The organism is Bacillus sp. UMB0893, assembly GCF_002858905.1.
In the GTDB taxonomy this organism is placed as follows: domain Bacteria; phylum Bacillota; class Bacilli; order Bacillales; family Bacillaceae; genus Bacillus_P.
This window is the reverse complement of sequence record NZ_PKLB01000001.1, coordinates 953,262-972,063: the sequence shown is the minus strand read 5'-3', so window position 1 is coordinate 972,063 and position 18,802 is coordinate 953,262. Positions and strand designations below refer to the sequence as shown.

The following is an 18,802-nucleotide window of genomic DNA, read 5'->3' as shown; positions in this document are numbered from 1 at the left end:
AAATAAGTTTTATAAAATTAGCTTAGTTAAAAACCAAAAATAAGAAATGCATGATCGGCAATACGAAAATCAGACTGTCAAAGCGATCAAGTATACCGCCATGTCCAGGTAAAATATGACCTGAATCCTTTACTTGGTAGTGACGCTTTAGCGCCGACTCAGCCAAGTCCCCAATTTGTCCAAAAACGGATAATAAAATAGTGATCAGAGTAATGCTTACATATGACTGTGCAAAACCGGTGAAATATTGAAAAAGCCACGCGGCAGCAACTGCACATAAAACACCCCCAATGGATCCTTCAACCGTTTTATTTGGGCTGATTTCTGGCCAGAGCTTCTTTTTACCAACTGATTTCCCGACAAAATATGCACCAGAATCGGTGGCCCAGATTATAATCAATGCATAAAATATAGGATGCAATCCAATCGTTCTCATCTCAATAAAATAGAAAAAGCCTATCCCGATGTACATGGTTGCCAAGATTGCAAATCCTACATCATCAAAAGAAAATTTGTTTTTTGTCACCACAGTGTAACTTAAAAATAAGAGAACACCCAGCAATGCAAATTCAATTTTTGACAAGTTATACTCATCTAACAAGTTTATGTAGTTACTGGGTATTAATAGAACCCATAGCAATAATAAACTAAGCAGTCCCGGTATACTGTATATGGAAATCCGCTTCATTTTAAGAAGTTCGTAAAGTGCTATAGAAGCTAATAAGTATATGAAAATTGAAAAAGGGGTCTTTCCATAAATAACTGCAGGCAAAAAGACGGCTAGAGCAACAGCTGCAGTTAAAATTCTTTGTTTCACGTTACGTCATCACTCCTATAAGCCGCCAAACCTTCGACCTCTATGCTGATATTCACTAATTGCTGCAATTAAATCATCCTCACTGAAGTCTGGCCAAAGAACATCTGTAAAGACAAATTCCGAATAAGCGAGCTGCCACAGCATAAAATTGCTAAGTCTGATTTCACCGCTTGTACGAATGAGCAAATCAGGATCTCTCATCGTTTTCGTCATTAAATATTGTGAAAATAATTCCTCATTTATATCCTCAGTTTGGACTTTTCCGTTCTTAGCGTCCTCTACAACGCCTTGAATAGCATGAATCATTTCAGCCCTGCTTCCATAATTCAATGCGAAATTTAATATAAGTCCAGTATTGTTCTTTGTTTCTTCCTTTGCTTTTAGCACAGCGCGCAGCGTATGTTCCGGAATTTTTGATTCATCACCCATGATGCGTACTTGAACATTTTCTTCAACTAACTCTGGCAAGAAGGTACCTAAAAACTCTTCGGGAAGCTTCATTAAATAATCGACTTCCACTTTCGGTCTTTTCCAGTTCTCAGTTGAGAACGCGTATAAAGTAAGCGCCTTTACGCCAAGCTCATTTGACAGCTTAGTTATTTTCCTTACAACTTTCATTCCTTCATGATGCCCGGCAATTCTAGGCAGAGCTCTTTTATTAGCCCATCGTCCATTTCCATCCATAATGATTGCAATATGCTCTGGTATCTCTCTCTTCATAATTTCTTCTTTAGAGAATTCCAGCTGCTCGTTCGGCTGGCCGGGATTTCTCCATTTTTTCAGTATGTTGAGCATGTGATTCCTCCATCACCCGTATCATTCTGCGGTCTCATATACTGCTCACGATGTTAACAGTATTAACAAAAAAACCCCCTGTAAACATTAGAGGGTCTTTTAAGCACAATTCCATTGTACAGAGTTTTTTCTTAAACTTCCATGATTTCTTTTTCTTTATCTTTTGCAATTGCATCAATTTTGCTGATGAAATCGTCTGTTGCTTTTTGTACACTTTCATTGTTGGTGCGAAGTTCGTCCTCTGTGATTTCACCGTTTTTCTCAAGCTTTTTTAAATCATCGTTTGCATCACGGCGAACATTTCGGACTGCTACCTTTGCTTCTTCAGCATATTTTTTCACTAGTTTAGCAAGCTCTTTGCGTCGTTCTTCTGTAAGAGCAGGAATAGCGAGACGAATTAATGAACCGTCATTTGTCGGGTTAAGACCAAGGTCTGATTTTAAAATCGCTTTCTCTATTTCACCTAAAACGGTTTTATCATAAGGCTGAATAACGAGCAATCTTGCTTCAGGAATATTAATAGAAGCTAATTGATTAACAGGTGTTGGAGCACCGTAGTAGTCAACAACAATTTTATCCAGTAAAGATGCATTAGCACGGCCTGCACGAACAGTCGAAAGCTCTCTGTTAAATGCAGAAACCGCTTTTTCCATTTTGTCTTTTGCTTGTGATAACACTTGTTTAGCCAAGATTATTTCCCCCTTACGATTGTTCCAATATTTTCGCCTAATACGGCACGTTTAATATTTCCTTCTTCCATAACTGAGAAGACAATTAACGGAATATCATTATCCATGCAAAGTGATGAAGCAGTTGAATCCATTACTTCCAGCCCTTCTTTTAATACATCTAAATATGAAAGTGTTTCATACTTAACAGCTGTTGCATCTTTTTTAGGATCAGCAGTGTATACCCCATCTACATTGTTTTTAGCCATTAAAATAACGTCAGCTTCAATTTCCGCTGCACGCAATGCCGCAGTTGTGTCAGTTGAAAAATAAGGATTCCCTGTACCAGCAGCAAAAATCACAACGCGTTTCTTCTCAAGATGTCTGATTGCTTTTCTTCTTATGTACGGTTCTGCTACTTGACGCATTTCAATCGATGTTTGCACGCGTGTCTGGATTCCAAAAGTTTCAAGACTATCTTGAAGTGCGAGAGAGTTCATGACAGTTGCAAGCATTCCCATATAATCTGCAGTTGCTCGGTCCATGCCCATTTCACTTCCGATTTTGCCGCGCCAAATGTTTCCTCCGCCAACAACAACCGCTACTTCTACATCAAGTTCTGCAATCTCTTTTACTTGTCTGGCAATGGATTGGATAACAGCCGGCTTAATCCCAAAGCTGTCATTTCCAGCCAATGCCTCTCCGCTGAGTTTAAGTACAATACGATTATATTTTGGTTTGCTCATAGTGACCTCCAAGTCTTTTCCTTTAGATCTAAGTAACTTTGTAAATGATTTTTTAAAAGAAAACGTTACCTGAATTATAATTGTTGTTTCCTAGAATGCTTTTTTAGAAAAGAGCACGAAAGCCTATGAGTGACATGAATAAGTCTAACTACAGGAAACAACAATCTATGCGAACACAGCCTTTTAAAAAGAGGGAACACAGATGTGTGTTCCCTGTCTATCATTTACCTATCTTCTGTGCCAGCTTCTTTATTAAAGCTGTAGGAGTTGGACTTGATTATTTTTTAACTTGGTTCATAACTTCTTCAGCAAAGTTGTCTTGGCGTTTTTCAATGCCTTCGCCTACTTCATAACGAGTGAAGCTCTTCACTGAAGCACCTTTTGATTCAACAAATTGTTTTACTTTTAAATCAGGGTTTTTAACGAAGCTTTGCTCAACTAAGCAAATATCTTCAAAGAATTTGCCAAGGCGGCCTTCAACCATTTTCTCAACGATGTTAGCAGGCTTGCCTTCATTTAGTGCTTGCTGAGATAATACTTCGCGCTCACGAGCAACTTCTTCTTCGCTAACAGCGTCGCGACCGATATATTTAGGGTTAACAGCAGCAACGTGCATTGCAACATCTTTCGCTGTTTCTTCATCATTTGTACCTTCAAGTACAGTTAGTACAGCAATGCGTCCGCCCATGTGCAGATAAGCACCAAAAGCGTCGCTGTCTGTTTTTGTAACAATTTCAAAACGGCGAAGTGTGATTTTCTCACCGATTTTAGCGATAGCAGAATTAATAAAGTCATTAACAGTTGAACCATTATCCATTGTTTGTGTCATTGCTTCGTCAAGGCTTGCAGGTTTTTTAGCTAATAAGTGAGAAGCTAAAACGTCCAGTAATTCAATGAAACTTTCGTTTTTAGCTACGAAGTCTGTTTCAGAGTTCACTTCAAGGATTACAGCTTCGTTGCCTTCTGATTTAACTAGAGCTAAACCTTCTGCAGCAACACGATCTGCTTTTTTAGAAGCAGAAGCGATCCCTTTTTCACGTAGGAAGTCGATTGCTTTTTCCATGTCACCGTTTGTTTCTGTTAAAGCTTTTTTGCAGTCCATCATACCTGCACCAGTTTTTTCACGTAATTCTTTTACCATTTGAGCAGTAATTGCCATGAGAGTTTTCCTCCTTATTTTGAGGCCGTAAACGGCGTTATGTATCTTATATTCATAAGAATTTTTCTTTAAAAAAGGTGATAAAAGGCATTCCCCTCTTATCACCTTTTGCTAATTAAGCAGTTGTTTCTTCGCCTTGTTTTGTTTCAATGATTGCATCAGCAATTTTAGAAGTTAAAAGTTTAACTGCACGAATTGCATCATCGTTTGCAGGAATTACATAATCAATTTCATCTGGATCACAGTTTGTATCAACGATACCTACGATCGGGATGTTTAATTTGCGAGCTTCTGCAACAGCGATGCGCTCTTTACGAGGATCGATGATAAACAATGCATCAGGCAAACCTTTCATATCTTTGATTCCGCCCAAGAATTTTTCAAGACGCTCAAGCTCTTTGTTAAGCTGAACAACTTCTTTCTTTGGAAGTACTTCAAAAGTACCGTCTTCTTGCATTCTTTCAATGTCTTTCAGACGTTTGATACGCTTTTGAATTGTTTCAAAGTTTGTTAATGTTCCGCCTAACCAGCGTTGATTAACAAAGTACATGCCTGAACGCTCAGCTTCTTCTTTAACAGAATCTTGAGCTTGTTTTTTTGTACCTACGAAAAGAATTGTGCCGCCGTTTGCAGCAAGTTCTTTCGTGAATTGGTATGCTTCTTCAACCTTTTTAACTGTTTTTTGAAGGTCGATGATGTAAATGCCGTTACGCTCTGTGAAGATGTAACGCTTCATTTTTGGGTTCCAGCGGCGTGTTTGATGACCGAAGTGAACACCAGCTTCAAGTAGTTGTTTCATTGAAATGACTGACATGATATTTCCTCCTAAATGGTTTTTGCTCCTCCGCACATATCATCTTTAGGCAAAACTGTCTAAACAGCACCAATGCCCAAATCTATGGCGTGTGTATTAACACCAAAAATTAATATATCACAACGAGTGGCCATACGCAAGCACAAATCGACTAGTTTTGACGAAATTTAAGCATCAGCTCTATTTCTGTTATCCCTTTGTTTAATTGCTTTGCGATCTCTTCAGCAGAAAATCCTTTTTGATTAAGGTGAAAAACCTTATCTTCAATTGTTTTAGGACGTATTGTTTCCGGTTTTCGGGCGGATATCTCTACCCGGTCTTCATGAATAATTGAAGGAACAGGAAAATCAGCTTCCTCCACTGGAAATGAAGCATCAGACTTTTTAGGTGCAATGCTTTCTTTCCATTTATGCTCTGATTGCTGCATATCCTTCATTTCTGTAATCAGCTTTTCATTCTCATCCTTCAATTCAATTAAATAAGCTGTCAGAGACTGTTCTGTTTCAGCAAGCATTGCCGCTTGACGTTCCTCAATTTGTTTAACAGATTGATATTTCATAAAAAGGAGCGTAATGAAATAAAATCCTGCAGCATGTAAAATCAGGCTGATGATCAATAATAAAGTTGTCATTACTATGTTCACTCACTTATCTTTGTTCAGATATATTTCATAAGCATGGTTTATTAAGGCGTTTTTTCAACAATTAATACCATTTTGGATATTAAGAAAATAGCCTTCTTTTAAAAATTAATGAATAATCTTCTCCAATAAGTTCCTTAATTTGAAAAGAGCTTTTGAATGGATCTGAGAAATACGGGACGTTGACAGGTTCATAACTTGTCCGATTTCTGTCAGAGTCAGTTCTTCTTTATAAAACAAACTGACTACCATTTGTTCTTTTTCTGAAAGATCAACAATTACTTTGCTCAATTGCTGAATGAGTTCGTCCTTCACCATTTTTTCTTCAGGAGTTACTGACTTTTCATCTTTAAGAACCAATTTTGAATGATGTTCTTGATCATCGTTGTCGCTGTTTTGATCATCTATGGACAAAACATTCGCAAAGAAGCCCTCATTCATAATGTTGGTCACTTCAACTTCTGTCATTTCCAGATCTTTTGCAACCTCTGCTGGCAATACATTGCGTAAGTACTTTTGCTCAAGCCGTTCGATCGCCGCCTCTACTTTTTTGGCCTTTTCTCTTGAACTTCGCGGCAGCCAGTCTTCTTTTCTGAGTCCGTCTAATATGGCTCCCCTGATTCGGAATGAGGCATACGTTTCAAATTTCAATTCCCGCTTATGATCAAATTTTTCAAGTGCGTCATATAACCCAACCATACCGATACTTTTTAAATCATCCTTACTCACTGATTTTGGCAGACTTACAGAGATACGCTGAACATGATAGCTAACTAGCGGCATGTATCTCTTGATAAGTGCATCACCAGCATCATTGTCGCGGCACAGAATCCATTTATCCCAATACATTTGCTCTTCAAATTTTGCTGCCTGTATCATTTTTCTCCCCTTCTGCATGTGATTTTAGTTCATACAGAGTTTTCTATTAGATTGTTTTGGAACCCTGGTTAACTGTTCTGATATGCATATTGCTTGTAGATGGATCAAATTCAATCGTTCTTCCGCTGCTTCCGCCAACGTCCATACTGACAATAGGTATGTGCAAAAGGTGCAGCTGATCGAGGATCGCTTCAACATTTCTGGGTCCAATGCGCATCATGCTGTTCGATGACTGAAATTGAAACATTTGCGCTCCTCCTGCAAGCTTTGCTTTTAAAATGCTGCGCCGGCCTCCGCAGGCCACGATTTGTCTGATCAATTCTTTTACAGCTGTATCTGCATATTTTGACGGATTTAGCACATCTGCTTTAGCAAGTGCTGAATCGGGAAGCATAACATGCACCAAGCCTGCTATTTTTTTTATTTCATCATAGATGACGAGCCCTACACACGAACCTAGTCCAGATGTACGAATCCATTTTGGAGGTTCTACTATATTTCCTTCGGCAATTCCTACTTTTACAATTTCAACTGCATCTGTCATCATTTCATACCTATAGAAAGGAAGAGTTTTTCAAAAGAATCCGGATCCGGCAGAAGGAAAAAATGTCCTTGAATGACTTCTGAGCGCTCCAGACCGCTTTCTTCAATCGCAGTATCGATTACAATGGCATAATCGCTGACATGAGACAGCTCGGTCAAACCATGTGTAATAACAGCAGCAAACATATCAATTGATAGCCCCGGAACTGTAGGGTAAAGTGTAAGACCTGTTAAATCTGCCAAGGCTGTTAAATAAGATCCCATCAAAATATTCCCAAGCTCTTTAAAGGCAGATATACCCATTTCTTCCTTCTCAATGCTGCCAATTTGAAAAGAAGGATCTGCCGTCAATTTTTGAACGAACCTTTCAGCTTGTTCAATTGATAAAATAAAGTACATCGATCCCGGAAGATCTCCTTCTATTCTTAAAAAGAGACTGGCCACAGCCATTTCAGGTCCGCCTAATTTTTCAGTCAATTCGTTAAATGACAGCATTTTGACATCAGGGATTTTCATTTCTATCTTTTTGTTTAAAAGCGTTGAAAGAGCTGTCGCTGAATGTCCGGCTCCGATGTTTCCGACCTCTTTTAAAATGTCTAAATGTGCAGAGTTTAACTGATTCATAAAATGCATAATAGAGTCCTATGATTGCATGATCAGCTTTTTATCTGCTGACAAAACTTTATTTAATTCAAGAATAATGATAAGTCTTTTATCAATCTTTGCTACGCCTTCTACATAATCACCTTCAACTGCACCTACAACTTCCGGAGGAGGTTCGATTTCATCAAGCGAAATATCAATGACATCGTTGGCAGCATCTACAATTAAACCGACTTCAAATTGCTCTAATGAGGCAATAATAATTCGTGTGCTGTCAGTGTAGCTTTGCTGCTCCATTTCAAATCTGGTGCGCAAATCAATAATGGGCGTTACGATTCCTCTTAGATTTATAACCCCTTTGACAAATGGCTCAGTACCAGGCACCCTCGTGAAACCTTGTATTTTTTCAATCGAGCGGACCTTATCAACTGAGATTCCGTATTCTTCATGGTTTAATTGAAAAACAATCATTTTAATATGATTAACGATAGAATCCGTCATGTTTAAATCTCCTTTTTAACAGCTATTTTATGAGGGCATTGCAATCTATTATCAAAGCTACTTGTCCGTCACCTAATATCGTTGCACCTGAAACTGCAAAAACGGCATTTAAGTAATTTCCGAGGGATTTTAAAACAATTTCCTGCTGTCCAATAAAAGAGTCCACTACTAAAGCAGCCGTTTTATCGCCTTTTTTCACGATAACTATCGCAAGGTGTGAATCTTCACTATCATTAGAAGGCACTTCAAATACATCAGTTAATGAAATTAGAGGAACAATTTTGCCTCTAAAATCAATCACTTTCTGATTATGTGCATTCATTATTTCATCTTTTTGAATAACAGCTGTTTCAATAATAGAAGAAATCGGAAGGGCGAATGTTTCATTTGCAAGCTTCACGAGCATGACTGAAATAATGGATAGTGTCAGCGGAAGCTGAATGGAAAATAAAGATCCGTGTCCTTCACTTGAATCAATTGAGATGGAGCCGCCAAGTGCTTCGATCTTATTCTTTACAACATCAAGGCCCACTCCTCTGCCTGAAATATCTGAAATCGTTTCTGCTGTTGAAAATCCTGATGAGAAAATCAATTCAAATACTTGCTTATCTGTTAACGTTTCTGCTAGTTTTTCAGATACAATTCCTCTGTCGATGGCTTTTTTCAATACTCGTTCCCTGCTGATGCCCGCTCCATCATCTTCAATCTCTATGAAAACGTAATTTCCGCTGTGATAGGCTCTCAGGACAACCTTTCCTTCTTCCCGTTTTCCGTTCTTCAATCGTGTTTCAGGTGTTTCAATCCCATGATCAATTGCATTTCTTAATAAGTGAACGAGCGGATCACCTATTTCATCAATAACCGTCCGATCAAGTTCTGTTTCAGCACCTGCAATCTCAAGATTGATTTTTTTATTCAAATCCTTCGCAAGTTGTCTGATCATCCGCGGGAATCGATTGAAAACCGTCTCAACAGGAACCATTCTCATATTTAAAATGATTGTTTGGAGATCACCTGAAATACGTGACATATGCTCAACCGTTTCATTCAATTCTCCATTATTCAAGTGCTTTGAAATTTGCTCCAATCTCCCTCTATCGATGACAAGCTCTTCAAAGAGGTTCATTAGACTATCCAGTCTGTCAATGTTTACCCTAATGGTTTTTGAACTTGCAGGTGCAGAACCTTTTGAAGCTGAGGGGGCTGCTTCTTCTTTTGCTGAAATCAGTTCTTCGTAAGCTTGTTCAGCAACTTCCTGCTTAGCCTCTTGATCTATCATTTTTTTATCTATGGTGAGTGGAGATACAGTCACAGTCTGAATCTCAGAAACTTTCATAATTTGTCTCTGGATTTCATCTGCTGTTTCCTTTGTCACAAAGGCTAATTGAAACTGATGATCAAATTTCTCTTCTTCCAGCAAGTCAACAGATGGTACTGATTTAATAATTTCACCAAGTTTCTCCGCGATTTCAAATACCATAAAAACACGAGCTGCTTTTAATAAACAATCTTCTCTTAGCTTAATTGTAACTTCGTATGTATGAAAACCCTGCTCTTTCGATTGATGCAAAACAGTAAGTTCAAAATCATCAAATTGATTCATTTGAGACTCATTTGGTATTTCTTCCGCAGCTTCAATGGAAATCTCTTCGCCTGATTCAATCTTTTTTAATTGACTAATGACTGCAGTAACATCTTTTTTTCCGTTTCCGCCTTCTGCGATGGATAAAACCATTTCTTCTAGGTCATCAACAGCCAGAAATACGACATCAAGCATTGCATCCGTTATTGATAGTTTTTCATGGCGAATGGCATCAAGCACATTTTCCATGTGATGTGTCAAGTTAGCTAAATCTTCGTATCCCATAGTAGCACTCATGCCTTTTAGCGTATGGGCTGAACGGAAAATTTCATTTACAATCGACAAGTCTGCCGGGTTCTTTTCCAGCTCTAACAGCTTTTCATTACAAGATTGCAAATGTTCTTTACTTTCTTCAATGAAAACCTCTAAGTATTGATTCATATCCATATTGGTTTACTCCCCTTTGCCTCGAATAAATTTCATAATAGAAGCAGCGATGTTCTGTACATCTTCAACTACATCAATGGCATTTGACTGGATTGCCATTTTAGGCATTCCAAAAACAATAGAAGTTTTTTCAGATTCTGAGATGGCATGAAGATCTCCTGATTGCTTCAGTTTCTTTAACCCTTCCATCCCGTCAGCACCCATGCCTGTCATAATCACAGCCACTTTATGTATATCTTTTAGCTTGCTTATTGATTCGAACATTGTGTCAACAGATGGCCTGTGACCTTTGCGCTGTTCTTCTTTATCCAATGTCATGACAAGGCGGTTTGCTGACCTTACAACCTTCAAATGGTAACCCCCAGGTGCTATGTAAGCTGTGCCGTTTTTTGCGGTTTCTCCATCCTCTGCCTCTTTCACGGAGATTTCTGAGAGTGCATTCAGCCTTGCTGCCAATGATTGTGTAAAACCTTCTGGCATATGCTGAACGACAAAAATTGGCGCTTCAATATTTTTAGGTAATTTCGGCAAGACTTGCTGTAATGCTCTTGGACCGCCAGTGGATGTGCCAATGCAAATCAAATGATGAAGGTATTCTTTCTTTTTTCTGAAAATCTCGTTGTTCAGCCGGATTGGTCCTGTTATTTCAGAAATGAATTTTTTCTGGTTCTGGTTTGATTTGCTTGCGATATGTATTTTTTGAATTAATTCTTCTTTCACTTTATGAAGATCTAACGATATCGCACCCGAAGGCTTTGGAATAAAATCAATCGCTCCAAGCTGCAGGGATAAAATTGTATTGTCAGTGCCTTCTTTCGTCGTACTGGAGAGCATGATCACAGGCCTTGGACATTCAGCCATGATCAACCTCAATGTTTGAAGCCCGTCGATTACTGGCATCTCAATATCAAGGGTCACAACATCAGGATTAAATTGGCTGATTTTTGAAAGGGCATCTGCTCCATTACGTGCTGTTGCAACAACTTCAATTTGCCCGCTTTCCTGAAGGAAATCTGTAATTAGCTTTCTCATAAAGGCAGAGTCGTCAACCACAAGGACGGTAATTTTACTCATTTGAAATCCTGCCTTTCGTGAAAAAATGTGACATTTTTTTCATAAATGAAGATTGATTAACGAGATTAAGATTCTTTCCTTCGCTGCGAACTAAACAGTCATTTACAATGTCTTGCATAGCTCTTGCTGCATCACTTTTTGGAAAAAGCAGTGTAAAGGGAGTTTGTCTGATAACCGCTTCTGATACCCGGCGGTCATCAGGCAACCAACCTGCAAATGAAGCTTTCAATGCAAGAAATTGCTCAATCGCTGTTTGCATTCGCATATATGACATATGAGCTGCTTTTCTGCTGGCTGCACGATTTACAATAATTGAAATTGAAATACTCTGTTCATGCATACTAATATACTTTATTGCAGAATAAGCATCTGTTATCGAGGTAGGCTCAGGTGTGGTCACAACTATCATTTCCTCGACAGAAAGCATAAACTTCAGGCTATCGCCTGACATACCGGCTCCCATATCAAAAATAATAAAATCATAATGGTCGAACACTGTCTCTAGCTGCGCGGAAAAGTCATCAAATTGCTCCTGCTTCATTCTGAACAAATACGACAGCCCTGTACCTCCTGAGATATAATCGAGACCATTTGGCCCATTATTGATAACATCGTCAATTTGCTTGTTATTTTCGAAAAAATCAACAATCGAATACCTGCTCGATTGTCCAATTAAAATGTCAATGTTTCCATAACCAATATCTAAATCAAATAACAAAACACGTTTTTGACTGTTAATCAAACCTAATGCAAGGTTCAGTGATACGTTTGATTTTCCTACTCCGCCTTTTCCGCTTAGGACCGCAATTGTTTTTGCAGAACTGTTTTTTAACTTTTGCAAGTGCTTTCTTAGCTTCTCTGCTTGATCCATTTTGTTACCTCATGATTTCTGCTGCTGTCTGTTTTGGGGTGGCAGCCATGATATCATCCGGCACATTTTGGCCATTTGTCATATAGGCTACACCTTTGTTAACTGAAAGAATAAAATCAAACATCGTACCTTTTGTTTTCGTTTCATCCAGCTTTGTAAAGATGATTTTATCAATCTCCATCCGTGAGAAATTTTCATAGATTTCAAGCATGTCTTTCAATTTAGAAGTAACAGACAAAACTAAGAATGTTTCCACTTCTTCAGTGAAATCAATCAACTTTTCTAAATCATGAACGAATTGCTGATTTCTGAAATTCCTGCCTGCCGTATCAATAAAAACCATATCCATATCTTTGAATTTTTCTTTCGCATGCTGAAAATCTTCAGGAGAATAGCAGACTTCAAGCGGTGCATCTAATATCTTAGCGTATGTTTTCAGCTGTTCGATTGCCGCAATCCGATAAGTGTCAGTCGTAATAAAAGCAATCTTTTTTTGTTTTTGAAGCATGCTTTCTGCAGCAAGCTTAGCCAAAGTTGTCGTTTTTCCAACACCTGTTGGACCAACAACGTTAATGTATTTTTTCTGATATGAAATCCCGCCGAAATCCAGGTGTTTCATTTTGATCTCCATTACCTTCGACAATTCTTCGTTCAGTTCCGATAAGGACTTTTCTGCAGGATCAAACATCACTTCAGATATTATTTCAGCTCTGCGGACAGAATCTATTTCTTTTTCAAGGAGCAGCTGGTTCATCTTTTTAACGGCAACAGGCAATTGCATTTGCTTTTCATCCACGCTGAGCGATTTTACCAAGTTTTTCAGTTCGCGGACTTCTGATAGCAAAGATGAATGATCTTTTTCAGCAGGCTCCTTATCTTCTTGTGCATGTGTTGTAATAAAAGGTATATTGTCTGATTTGCTGCTTTTTTTACTCACTATCGGATCAGGGTCCAATGCAGCAATTACCTCAATCTTTTTTTTCATAAAAAGACCGAGCACACCACCTGTATGCACAACTTTTGAGTTTAAAATAACGGCATCTTGTCCTAACTCGCTTTTAATTTTCTTCATCGCTTCCTGCATATTCGGAGCGATGTATTTTTTTACCTTCATGCTATATTCACCACCCCAACACTTTGAACTTCTACATTTGCTTCAAGCTCGTTATAGGAAAGCACCGGCAGCAGAGGAAAGTAGCGGTCGATCAGCTGTCTGACATACATTCTTACTGCAGGGGAACATAAAAGAATCGGTGATTGCTCCTGAAGAGTTAATTGCTCCATTTCTTTTGCAATGGATTCAATAATAGCCTGAGAGATATCAGGTTCAAGAGATAAATAATTTCCATGCTCCGTTTGCTGAACACCTTCTGCTACTGCTTTCTCTACTCTTCCTGATAGGGTCACAACTTTTAATGTTTCACTTGTGGTATACTGACTGGTTATTTGTTTTGCAAGAGCCTGTCTGACATATTCGCCTAGCAGCTCGGTATCAGTTGTCAGTTTTCCGTAGTCTGCCAATGATTCGAAAATAACCGGCAAATTCCGAATCGACACTTTTTCCTTCAGCAGCTTGGCTAGCACTTTTTGAACATCTCCGATGGAAAGCGGAGATGGCGTAACCTCATCTGCCAGGATCGGATATGATTCTTTTAAATGATCAATGAGCTGCTTCGTTTCCTGACGTCCAAGTAATTCATGTGCATTTTGTTTAATTGTTTCAGTAATATGGGTTGAAACAACAGAAGGAGGATCGACAACTGTGTAGCCAAACATTTCCGCTGAATCCTTATTTTCTTCATTGATCCACTTGGCCGGCAATCCAAACGATGGTTCAATTGTATCAATTCCTTCAATTGAATCATCTTCAATTCCCGGTGCCATCGCCAGATAATGATCTAAGAGAATTTCACCCTTGGCCACTTCGTTTCCTTTTAGCTTAAGTCTATATTCGTTTGGCTGCAGCTGGATGTTGTCACGAATGCGTACTACCGGAATGACCATTCCGAGCTCAATCGCAAGCTGCCTGCGAATCATCACAATCCGATCGAGCAGATCACCGCCCTGATTTGTATCTGCAAGCGGAATGAGACCATATCCAAATTCAAATTCAATTGGATCTACATTCAGCAGCTGAACAACACTCTCAGGCGTTTTCATTTCATCAATTTCTACTTCTTCCTCGATGATTTCTTCCGTTTTTTGCTGAGCATCCTGAGATTTAGAGATAAAATACCCTCCAAAACCAAAAGCGGCTGCAATTGGTCCCGATACCAACAATCCAATTGGTGTAAACAAACCTAGCATAAGAATTGTACCTGCAGCCACGTACATCATCTTTGGATAAGCGAATAATTGACCCGTAATATCGGTTCCTAAATTTCCATCTGATGCAGCTCTAGTTACAACAATCCCAGTCGCTGTTGATATGAGAAGAGCCGGTATTTGGCTTACGATCCCGTCTCCAACCGTTAACATTGTGAAGTGAGAAGCTGCATCTCCAAAGCCCATTCCCAGCTGCATCATGCCGATAATGATTCCAAAAATCATGTTAATAATGACAATGATAATACCGGCAATTGCATCCCCTTTTACAAACTTGCTGGCTCCGTCCATCGCTCCGTAAAAATCAGCTTCTCTTGAGACTTTATCCCGGCGTGTGCGAGCCTGCTGTTCAGAAATGACACCTGCGTTCAAATCAGCATCGATGCTCATTTGTTTTCCTGGCATTGCATCAAGGGTGAACCTCGCAGCAACTTCTGATACCCTTTCAGAACCCTTGGTAATAACCACAAACTGAATGATGATTAAAATCAGGAAAACAACAAAACCTACAAGAACATTTCCGCCAACAACAAACGTTCCAAACGTTTCAACAACCCCGCCCGCTTCTCCATGTGAAAGAATGGCTCGCGTCGTTGAAACATTTAATCCAAGACGAAAGAGAGTCAATAAAAGTAAAAGAGATGGAAAAATAGCAAAATCAAGCGGCTCTCTCATATTCATAGTTGTTAAAAGCACTAACAGGGCAAGCGTGATATTTAACATAATAAGCAAGCTCAGAAGCCATGTAGGAAAAGGAATAATAAGCATCGCTACAATTAAAATGACACTCAAAAGAACAGATAAATCTCTAGCTGACATGGTAAACCTCTCTTTCAATCGAAACATACATCAAAAAATCAAATTTTATTTTTCAGCTGATAGACATAAGCCAATATTTCAGCAATTGCTTTAAAAAATTCTTCAGGCACTGCTTTTCCAATCTCGACTTGATCGTAAAGCGCTCTAGCTAAAGGCCGATTTTCAACCATTGTCACATCATTAGCCTTTGCAGTCTCTTTAATTTTTTGTGCAACAAAATCGACTCCTTTAGCGACAACGAACGGTGCATCCATTTTGTTTTCATCATATTTTAAAGCGATGGCAAAATGAGTCGGATTCGTAATAACGACATCTGCCTGAGGAACATCCTGCATCATTCTGCGAGTTGCCATTTCTCTCTGCCTTTGTTTAATTCGTGATTTTATTAAAGGATCGCCTTCTGACTTTTTATACTCATCTTTCAAATCTTGTTTCGACATCCGGATATTCTTTTCAAAATCAAATTTCTGATAAAAATAGTCAAGGAGCGCTAAAAACAAAAGTGCAATTGATGCAAAGAGTCCCATTTGAAAGGTTAAATTTGCAATAAAGATGAACGCTTCTTCGACTGTTAATTTTGAAAGAGAGAGAATCTCTGGCATTTTAAACCAGATTACCGAAAAAGTTATGGCTCCAACAAATGATATTTTCAAAATTGACTTAAAGAGTTCGACAATTGCCCTCAAGGAATAAATGCGTTTAAAACCTTGAAGAGGATTGATTTTTTCAAGCTTCATCTGAATGGCCTCAGTTGAAAAAAGGAAGCCTACCTGCATATAGTTTCCAGCCACTCCTGCCACTAGAGCAACACCCATAATCGGTGCGATAATATAAGCTGATTCAATCAGCATATCAACCATCAATTCATGTACATTTTTTTCTGATACATTCATTAAAAGTGTTTCTTGCAAAGATGAATGCATCATTCCGAGTATCCGTTCAAGCATAAATGGTCCAATAAAGAGGAGTGATAAGAAAATAGCAAGGAGACTGATAGCTGTATTAACATCAGCACTTTTGGCTACCTGACCTTTTTTACGGACATCATCCCGTTTTCGCGGTGTTGCTTTTTCGGTTTTTTCACCTGAAAAGAATTGCAAATCAAGTTTAAGAAATTCCATTGCCTGCTCCTCCGAATAATTCCATTAATTCCCTCATCGTGTATAGCATCGTTTCAAATACATGCTGCATAAGTGCAAACATGGCACCCATCACTAAAATCAGCATGATGAAGCTGACGCCGATTTTAAGCGGCAATCCCACCACAAAAATATTTAGCTGCGGAACTGTACGGGCTACAATTCCAAGTGCCAAATCCACTAAGAATAAGGAAGCCACAACAGGGAATGACATTTGAAAGGCAATCAGAAACGCCGTATTAAAGGCGTTGGTTACCATTTCTGCAATATTTCCATTACCGAACGGAAATCCATCATCTAAATGGATGTATTGATAACTGTAAAAAACACCATCTAGTAATAAGTGATGCGCATTTAAACTTAACATCAGCAGTAATGCCAATACATTTAAGAATTGACCAATCAGCGGACTTTGCGCCCCGGTCTGCGGGTCAATGATGTTTGCGATGGCAAAGCCCATCTGAAAGTCGATAAGACTTCCGGCTATTTGAACGGCGGAGAGGATAAGATAAGCTGAAAAACCAAGTAATAAACCAACCATGACCTCTTTTATAGCGAGAAGGATAAAAGCTCCGTTCAGTTCCATTCCAGATGGATCAATAGCCGAAAAAACGATTAAAGAAAGAAAAAATGAAAATCCAATTTTATGTGAAGCCGGGATCGTTCGATATGAGAAAAGCGGCAGTGTAACAAAAAATGCGCTCATTCTTGCAAATATGAGTAAAAAAGCCGGAAAGCTTTCAATAACATTCATTTTTTAACCTACAAATCTATTAAGATTACCGAAAATATCCTGTGCATATGAAATCATTGTTGAAAGCATCCACGGTCCAAAAAAGACGAGACCGATAAGCACGCCAACAATTTTTGGAACAAAAGCGAGTGTTTGTTCCTGGATTTGAGTAGTTGCCTGAAACACACTGACCACTAATCCGACGACTAGAGCAATAACCAAAAGAGGACCGCAAATGATCAATGTTGTATAGATGGCTTTTTCTGCAATAGAAATGACAAATTCTGAACTCATATGTGTTTTCACCTACCTAAAAGCTTTGAAGCAGCGATTTAACTACTAAGTACCATCCGTCTACGAGTACAAATAACAGGATTTTAAATGGCAATGAGATCATAACCGGCGGCAGCATCATCATCCCCATGGACATTAAGATGCTGGCAACAACCATATCGATGACTAAAAATGGTATAAAGATCATAAAGCCGATTTGAAATGCCGTTTTTATTTCACTGATTGCAAAAGCAGGAACAAGTGCGGTCAGCGGAATATCTTCAACAGACTCAGGTTTTTCCATTTTTGCGTAATCAAGAAAGAGGGCTAAATCCTTCTGCCTTGTATGCTTGCTCATGAACTCCTTAAGAGGCAATGACGCCTTATCATACGCTACTTCTAAACCGATTTCTTCATTAAATAATGGCGTCAGTGCCTTTTCATTTATTTCAGAAAAGGTTGGTGCCATGATGAAAAAGGTCAGAAACAGCGCAAGACCGATCAGCACTTGATTCGGCGGCATTTGCTGTGTAGCAAGGGATGTTCTTACAAAAGATAAAACAATGATTATCCGTGTAAAACAAGTCATTAAGATTAAAATACTCGGTGCAAGAGAAAGGACAGTCAACAATAACAGCAGCCTGACAGAAGTGCTTACGTTAGCGGCATCGCTATTGCTGAATATTTCCACAAATTCATTCATTTTGTGCTAATCCTTTCTATTTAAATCATCTATTTTGCTGCGTCTTTCATTTTTCAGCTTATCGAGCTGCTCTTTAAATGAAAACGAGGGCTGTTGATGGAGTTCACTTTTTTTATATTTAAGGATAGAACCTGATATGCTCTTCACCCAATCTTTAGGTTCGATAGCAGGAGATATTCGCTTCTCATGTTCTTCAAGAATTTCCCGATATTCGTCTTCATCTTCTATTTCTTTCAAGAGCTGAACTGAGTCTGAAACACCTACTACAAAAATTCTTTTTCCCACCTTTACAAGTTGAATGGAGCGATTTTGTCCTACGTTTGTTCCGCCAAGATTTTCAATGTAGCGTGATGTAGATCCAAATTTATTTTTTTTATTAACAAACTTCAGCAGCACGTAAATCAAAAAAACAACGAAGGCGGTTGCTAAAATCATTTTAATGAAATCCCATGCTGAAACAGATGTTTCATTTACAGGGATGTCACTGCTTTCTTTGCTTTCTGTTTTGTCATTCTGGCTGTCTGCCGTTTTTTCATTTGATTCAACCCAGTCTGTTACTGATTTATTCTCCTGCTCCGCATGAACAAATGAACCGCCATGCGGGATCAGGAAAAGTGCCAGAAACAATAGGATTCCAATCAATTTAATTTTCACTTGCAAATGAAAAGACT

Annotated in this window: 21 protein-coding genes; all 21 read right to left on the bottom strand. The window is 38.7% G+C overall.

All coding sequences use genetic code 11. The annotated features are described in order from the left end of the window. Window positions 1-22 precede the first annotated feature (22 nt). The 21 genes from CYJ36_RS04965 to fliO all read right to left on the bottom strand — a co-directional run bounded on the left by CYJ36_RS04965 (window position 23) and on the right by fliO (window position 18,785). Window positions 23-817 carry a phosphatidate cytidylyltransferase gene (locus tag CYJ36_RS04965; RefSeq protein ID WP_101565345.1) on the bottom strand — a complete coding sequence of 265 codons (795 nt, stop codon included), beginning with the start codon at window positions 815-817 and terminating at the stop codon, window positions 23-25. Between the two features lie 15 nt (window positions 818-832). After that, window positions 833-1,612 carry an isoprenyl transferase gene (locus tag CYJ36_RS04960; protein WP_101565343.1) on the bottom strand — a complete coding sequence of 260 codons (780 nt, stop codon included), beginning with the start codon at window positions 1,610-1,612 and terminating at the stop codon, window positions 833-835. 131 nt (window positions 1,613-1,743) lie between these two features. Beyond that, complete coding sequence (gene frr / locus CYJ36_RS04955; protein WP_101565341.1) at window positions 1,744-2,301, bottom strand: ribosome recycling factor; 558 nt, start codon at window positions 2,299-2,301, stop codon at window positions 1,744-1,746. A 2-nt stretch (window positions 2,302-2,303) separates the two neighbouring features. Beyond that, window positions 2,304-3,026: a UMP kinase gene (gene pyrH, locus CYJ36_RS04950; RefSeq protein ID WP_101565339.1), complete on the bottom strand. Its 723-nt coding sequence runs from the start codon at window positions 3,024-3,026 to the stop codon at window positions 2,304-2,306. 277 nt (window positions 3,027-3,303) lie between these two features. Then, window positions 3,304-4,185 (bottom strand): translation elongation factor Ts, encoded by an 882-nt coding sequence (tsf, locus tag CYJ36_RS04945; RefSeq protein ID WP_101565337.1) that lies wholly within the window; start codon window positions 4,183-4,185, stop codon window positions 3,304-3,306. A gap of 115 nt (window positions 4,186-4,300) precedes the next feature. Continuing rightward, window positions 4,301-4,999 (bottom strand): 30S ribosomal protein S2, encoded by a 699-nt coding sequence (gene rpsB / locus CYJ36_RS04940; RefSeq protein WP_101565335.1) that lies wholly within the window; start codon window positions 4,997-4,999, stop codon window positions 4,301-4,303. Window positions 5,000-5,150: 151 nt separating this feature from the next. Next, entirely contained in the window at window positions 5,151-5,630 is a 480-nt protein-coding gene (locus CYJ36_RS04935) for a DUF6115 domain-containing protein (RefSeq protein WP_101565333.1), read from the bottom strand. A 117-nt stretch (window positions 5,631-5,747) separates the two neighbouring features. Continuing rightward, window positions 5,748-6,515: a FliA/WhiG family RNA polymerase sigma factor gene (locus CYJ36_RS04930; protein WP_101565699.1), complete on the bottom strand. Its 768-nt coding sequence runs from the start codon at window positions 6,513-6,515 to the stop codon at window positions 5,748-5,750. A 49-nt stretch (window positions 6,516-6,564) separates the two neighbouring features. Then, complete coding sequence (locus tag CYJ36_RS04925) at window positions 6,565-7,062, bottom strand: chemotaxis protein CheD (RefSeq protein WP_101565331.1); 498 nt, start codon at window positions 7,060-7,062, stop codon at window positions 6,565-6,567. Then, on the bottom strand, window positions 7,062-7,694 hold the full coding sequence (locus CYJ36_RS04920) for a chemotaxis protein CheC (RefSeq protein WP_101565329.1): 633 nt from the start codon (window positions 7,692-7,694) through the stop codon (window positions 7,062-7,064). The genes CYJ36_RS04925 and CYJ36_RS04920 overlap by 1 nt, the downstream gene beginning before the upstream one ends. Before the next feature lie 9 nt (window positions 7,695-7,703). Then, entirely contained in the window at window positions 7,704-8,165 is a 462-nt protein-coding gene (locus CYJ36_RS04915; protein WP_101565327.1) for a chemotaxis protein CheW, read from the bottom strand. 22 nt (window positions 8,166-8,187) lie between these two features. Beyond that, the gene (locus CYJ36_RS04910) at window positions 8,188-10,194 is read right to left on the bottom strand and encodes a chemotaxis protein CheA (RefSeq protein WP_101565325.1); all 2,007 of its coding nucleotides are present in this window, start codon (window positions 10,192-10,194) and stop codon (window positions 8,188-8,190) included. Between the two features lie 6 nt (window positions 10,195-10,200). Next, entirely contained in the window at window positions 10,201-11,268 is a 1,068-nt protein-coding gene (locus CYJ36_RS04905; RefSeq protein WP_101565323.1) for a protein-glutamate methylesterase/protein-glutamine glutaminase, read from the bottom strand. After that, window positions 11,261-12,139 (bottom strand): MinD/ParA family protein, encoded by an 879-nt coding sequence (locus tag CYJ36_RS04900; protein WP_101565321.1) that lies wholly within the window; start codon window positions 12,137-12,139, stop codon window positions 11,261-11,263. Before CYJ36_RS04900 ends, CYJ36_RS04905 begins: the two co-directional genes overlap by 8 nt. A 4-nt stretch (window positions 12,140-12,143) precedes the next feature. Continuing rightward, the gene (gene flhF / locus CYJ36_RS04895; protein ID WP_101565319.1) at window positions 12,144-13,253 is read right to left on the bottom strand and encodes a flagellar biosynthesis protein FlhF; all 1,110 of its coding nucleotides are present in this window, start codon (window positions 13,251-13,253) and stop codon (window positions 12,144-12,146) included. Continuing rightward, window positions 13,250-15,283, bottom strand: coding sequence for a flagellar biosynthesis protein FlhA (gene flhA / locus CYJ36_RS04890; RefSeq protein ID WP_101565317.1), 2,034 nt, complete (start codon window positions 15,281-15,283; stop codon window positions 13,250-13,252). Before flhA ends, flhF begins: the two co-directional genes overlap by 4 nt. Window positions 15,284-15,321: 38 nt before the next feature. Beyond that, the gene (flhB, locus tag CYJ36_RS04885; RefSeq protein ID WP_101565315.1) at window positions 15,322-16,404 is read right to left on the bottom strand and encodes a flagellar biosynthesis protein FlhB; all 1,083 of its coding nucleotides are present in this window, start codon (window positions 16,402-16,404) and stop codon (window positions 15,322-15,324) included. Continuing rightward, on the bottom strand, window positions 16,391-17,176 hold the full coding sequence (gene fliR, locus CYJ36_RS04880) for a flagellar biosynthetic protein FliR (RefSeq protein ID WP_101565312.1): 786 nt from the start codon (window positions 17,174-17,176) through the stop codon (window positions 16,391-16,393). Before fliR ends, flhB begins: the two co-directional genes overlap by 14 nt. A 3-nt stretch (window positions 17,177-17,179) precedes the next feature. Beyond that, window positions 17,180-17,449, bottom strand: coding sequence for a flagellar biosynthesis protein FliQ (fliQ, locus tag CYJ36_RS04875; protein WP_101565310.1), 270 nt, complete (start codon window positions 17,447-17,449; stop codon window positions 17,180-17,182). 16 nt (window positions 17,450-17,465) lie between these two features. Then, window positions 17,466-18,131, bottom strand: a complete 666-nt coding sequence (gene fliP / locus CYJ36_RS04870; RefSeq protein ID WP_101565308.1) for a flagellar type III secretion system pore protein FliP — start codon at window positions 18,129-18,131, stop codon at window positions 17,466-17,468. Window positions 18,132-18,137: 6 nt separating this feature from the next. Continuing rightward, window positions 18,138-18,785 (bottom strand): flagellar biosynthetic protein FliO, encoded by a 648-nt coding sequence (fliO, locus tag CYJ36_RS04865; RefSeq protein ID WP_224773434.1) that lies wholly within the window; start codon window positions 18,783-18,785, stop codon window positions 18,138-18,140. Between the last annotated feature and the right edge of the window lie 17 nt (window positions 18,786-18,802).

Coding starts and splice junctions, on each gene's coding strand:
- CYJ36_RS04960 (WP_101565343.1), bottom strand. CDS start 1,612: ATGCTCAACATACTGAAAAAATGGAGAAATCCCGGCCAGCCGAACGAG.
- pyrH (WP_101565339.1), bottom strand. CDS start 3,026: ATGAGCAAACCAAAATATAATCGTATTGTACTTAAACTCAGCGGAGAG.
- tsf (WP_101565337.1), bottom strand. CDS start 4,185: ATGGCAATTACTGCTCAAATGGTAAAAGAATTACGTGAAAAAACTGGT.
- rpsB (WP_101565335.1), bottom strand. CDS start 4,999: ATGTCAGTCATTTCAATGAAACAACTACTTGAAGCTGGTGTTCACTTC.
- CYJ36_RS04935 (WP_101565333.1), bottom strand. CDS start 5,630: ATGACAACTTTATTATTGATCATCAGCCTGATTTTACATGCTGCAGGA.
- CYJ36_RS04925 (WP_101565331.1), bottom strand. CDS start 7,062: ATGACAGATGCAGTTGAAATTGTAAAAGTAGGAATTGCCGAAGGAAAT.
- CYJ36_RS04920 (WP_101565329.1), bottom strand. CDS start 7,694: ATGCATTTTATGAATCAGTTAAACTCTGCACATTTAGACATTTTAAAA.
- CYJ36_RS04915 (WP_101565327.1), bottom strand. CDS start 8,165: ATGACGGATTCTATCGTTAATCATATTAAAATGATTGTTTTTCAATTA.
- CYJ36_RS04910 (WP_101565325.1), bottom strand. CDS start 10,194: ATGGATATGAATCAATACTTAGAGGTTTTCATTGAAGAAAGTAAAGAA.
- CYJ36_RS04905 (WP_101565323.1), bottom strand. CDS start 11,268: ATGAGTAAAATTACCGTCCTTGTGGTTGACGACTCTGCCTTTATGAGA.
- CYJ36_RS04900 (WP_101565321.1), bottom strand. CDS start 12,139: ATGGATCAAGCAGAGAAGCTAAGAAAGCACTTGCAAAAGTTAAAAAAC.
- flhF (WP_101565319.1), bottom strand. CDS start 13,253: ATGAAGGTAAAAAAATACATCGCTCCGAATATGCAGGAAGCGATGAAG.
- flhA (WP_101565317.1), bottom strand. CDS start 15,283: ATGTCAGCTAGAGATTTATCTGTTCTTTTGAGTGTCATTTTAATTGTA.
- flhB (WP_101565315.1), bottom strand. CDS start 16,404: ATGGAATTTCTTAAACTTGATTTGCAATTCTTTTCAGGTGAAAAAACC.
- fliR (WP_101565312.1), bottom strand. CDS start 17,176: ATGAATGTTATTGAAAGCTTTCCGGCTTTTTTACTCATATTTGCAAGA.
- fliQ (WP_101565310.1), bottom strand. CDS start 17,449: ATGAGTTCAGAATTTGTCATTTCTATTGCAGAAAAAGCCATCTATACA.
- fliP (WP_101565308.1), bottom strand. CDS start 18,131: ATGAATGAATTTGTGGAAATATTCAGCAATAGCGATGCCGCTAACGTA.